Raw genomic sequence first — 3,080 nt, forward strand, 5'->3', positions numbered from 1 at the left:
GCGGCGACCGAGGACGTGAACAAAGTATTTACGGCGGAAGAACTGAAAGCCGAAGGCGAGAAAGTCTATGCCGCCAACTGTGTTGCCTGCCATCAGGCCAATGGCCAGGGCATACCCGGGACCTTTGCCGCGCTGGACGGCTCGAAGATCGCCAACGGTCCCAAGGCCGGCCATGTCGACATTGTCATGAATGGCAAGACCGGCACGGCAATGGCTGCATTCAAGCACCTGTCGGATGTACAAATCGCGGCGGTGGTCACCTACGAACGTAATGCCTGGGGGAATACCGCAGGAGACGTGGTGCAGCCATCGGAAATCAACCAGTTCAGAAAATAGCATCAAGGAGGACACCATGGCAGCAGTACACGATCACGACGTTCCGCACGACGCACACGACGCTCACGATCATCATCCCAGCGGCATGATGCGCTGGTTGATGACCACTAACCACAAAGACATCGGCACGATGTATCTGTGGTTCAGTTTTCTGATGTTCCTGACCGGGGGCGTGATGGCGCTGACTATCCGCGCCGAGCTCTTCCAGCCCGGCATACAGATCGTCAATCCGGAGTTTTTTAACCAGTTGACGACCATGCACGGCCTGATAATGATATTCGGGGCCATCATGCCGGCGTTCGTCGGCTTTGCCAATTGGCAGGTGCCGATGATGATCGGGGCGCCCGACATGGCTTTTGCGCGCATGAACAACTGGAGTTTCTGGCTATTGCCCCCGGCGGCGTTGTTGCTGCTGACCTCGTTCTTCGTGCCGGGCGGCGCGCCTGCCGGTGGTTGGACGATTTATCCGCCGCTGTCGGTACAGATGGGCATGGGCATGGACATGGCGATTTTCGCCATCCATATCATGGGCGCTTCGTCCATCATGGGGTCAATCAACATCATCACGACCATCCTCAACATGCGGGCGCCTGGCATGACATTGATGAAAATGCCGATGTTCGTATGGACCTGGCTCATCACCGCCTACCTTCTGGTTCTGGTGATGCCGGTGCTGGCGGGGGCGGTTACCATGCTGCTGACGGATCGCAACTTCGGCACCAACTTCTTCAATGCAGCAGGCGGCGGTGATCCGGTGATGTTCCAGCATATCTTCTGGTTCTTCGGCCACCCCGAGGTGTACATCATGATATTGCCGGCATTCGGCATCGTCTCCGAAATTATCCCGGCCTTTGCGCGCAAGCCGTTATTCGGCTATTCCTCGATGGTGTATGCCACCGCCTCGATCGCCATCCTGTCCTGCATCGTTTGGGCTCATCACATGTTCACCGCCGGCATGCCGGTGACCGGACAGCTGTTTTTCATGTACGCCACCATGCTGATCGCAGTTCCGACCGGCGTGAAAGTGTTCAACTGGACCGCCACCATGTGGCGCGGTTCCATGACCTTCGAAACACCCATGCTTTTCGCCATTGGCTTCGTTTTTCTGTTCACTCTTGGTGGGTTCAGCGGAGTCGTGTGTGCGATCGTGCCGATCGATGTCCAGGTACAGGACACCTACTATGTGATTGCACACTTCCACTATGTGCTGGTATCGGGTGCGCTGTTCGGAATATTCGGCGGAGCCTATTACTGGCTGCCGAAATGGACCGGGCATATGTACGACGAGACGCTGGGTAAATGGCATTTCTGGTTGTCGATGATCTTTTTCAACCTCACATTCTTTGTGCAGCATTTCCTGGGGTTGGCGGGCATGCCGCGTCGTATTCCCGACTACGCACTCCAATTCGCCGATTTCAACATGATTTCCAGCATAGGCGCATTTGGTTTCGGCCTTAGCCAGTTACTGTTCCTTTACGTAGTGCTGAAGTGCATTCGTGGAGGTGCAAAAGCGCCGGCAAAACCTTGGGAAGGTGCGACCTCGCTGGAGTGGACATTGCCGTCCCCTGCGCCATACCATAGCTTTGTAACGCCGCCGGTCATCAAGTAGGAACAGGAGCGGAACGTGACGAACAATGCAGAGAGAAGGCGCGGGGCAATTAGAACAGCGCTGTTTCTGCTGGCAATCGCCGTAGCTATTTTTGTAACGGTTATCGTAAAAAACTGGCAATGAGCGTAATCCAAGCAAATACCGTAATAATGAAGAAGCTACTGATTTTTTCAGTGGTCATGTTCGTTTTCGGCTTCGCGTTGGTTCCGTTTTACGAGAAGATTTGCGACGTGACGGGACTCAATAATCTTTTGCAGGCGGATACGCTTACGGAGAACTCGCAAGTAGATACCGCCCGTTGGGTAACGGTCGAACTAGACGCCAATACACGTGGGCTGCCTTGGCAGTTCAAATCCCTGCAATCCAGTCTGCGTGTACATCCCGGCGAATTGGTGGAGGTAATGTACGAAGTTACAAATAACTCCAATCGGGAAATCAGCGGTCAGGCGATACCCAGCTACAGTCCGATGCTGCTGGTCAAACATCTGAAGAAACTTGAGTGCTTCTGTTTCAGCAAACAGGTAATGAAGCCCAATGAGACACGGCAGATGCCGGTTCAATTTATGATAGAACCTGGACTTCCAACAGATGTGAATACCGTTACTATTTCGTACACCTTTTTTGAAATTGGAGTCGACCAGGCTGCGAATACGAAAAGCGAAGTCGATAAAGGTTGAAGGACGACAGCACAAAACCGAAAAAGGCGACTTTTTTGCAGGTTGCAAAGGCAGTATCCTGGGCTTTCTTCGGTGTTCGCAAAAAAAGCGATCTCGAAATGGATGCAAGTTCGTTGACTCCGGCGCAGGTGGTAATCGGGGGAATTATTGGTGCCGCGGTGTTTGTATTAGCCTTGGTGTTGCTAGTTAAGTTTGTGACATAGAAAATTAATCAATTACAAGCAGGAGAAAGAGCATGAGCCAGGAAGGAAGCAATTATTACGTTCCAGCGCCATCGACCTGGCCTATGACCGGGTCGATAGCATTGTTTTTCATGGGGTTTGGCGCGGCGTTCTCGGTCAACAAGATGCCGGTGGGCTACGCGATGCTGACATTGGGTTTTGCCATACTCTTCTACATGCTGTTCGGCTGGTTTCGCACCGTGGCGCGGGAAAGCGAGAGCGGCAAGTTCAATAAGC

5 protein-coding genes are annotated in these 3,080 nt (G+C 53.2%); all 5 read left to right on the forward strand.

The annotated features are described in order from the left end of the window. A partial coding sequence (locus tag BLP78_RS14925; protein WP_143002981.1) for a c-type cytochrome occupies positions 1 to 336 on the forward strand: 336 nt, incomplete at its 5' end. 16 nt (positions 337 to 352) lie between these two features. Beyond that, positions 353 to 1,945 carry a cytochrome c oxidase subunit I gene (gene ctaD, locus BLP78_RS14930; protein WP_090460536.1) on the forward strand — a complete coding sequence of 531 codons (1,593 nt, stop codon included), beginning with the start codon at positions 353 to 355 and terminating at the stop codon, positions 1,943 to 1,945. 119 nt (positions 1,946 to 2,064) lie between these two features. Then, entirely contained in the window at positions 2,065 to 2,622 is a 558-nt protein-coding gene (locus BLP78_RS14935; RefSeq protein WP_025042263.1) for a cytochrome c oxidase assembly protein, read from the forward strand. Next, positions 2,619 to 2,825 (forward strand): DUF2970 domain-containing protein, encoded by a 207-nt coding sequence (locus BLP78_RS14940; RefSeq protein ID WP_072769003.1) that lies wholly within the window; start codon positions 2,619 to 2,621, stop codon positions 2,823 to 2,825. Before BLP78_RS14935 ends, BLP78_RS14940 begins: the two co-directional genes overlap by 4 nt. Before the next feature lie 32 nt (positions 2,826 to 2,857). Then, on the forward strand, positions 2,858 to 3,080 hold a 223-nt coding region (locus BLP78_RS14945), incomplete at its 3' end, for a cytochrome c oxidase subunit 3 (protein ID WP_176752890.1).

It is taken from the genome of Nitrosospira sp. Nsp1 (assembly GCF_900100985.1).
GTDB lineage: Bacteria > Pseudomonadota > Gammaproteobacteria > Burkholderiales > Nitrosomonadaceae > Nitrosospira.

Bases quoted from the DNA above. Each gene is read 5' to 3' on its own strand.
- ctaD (WP_090460536.1), top strand. From the start codon at position 353: ATGGCAGCAGTACACGATCACGACGTTCCGCACGACGCACACGACGCT.
- BLP78_RS14935 (WP_025042263.1), top strand. From the start codon at position 2,065: ATGAGCGTAATCCAAGCAAATACCGTAATAATGAAGAAGCTACTGATT.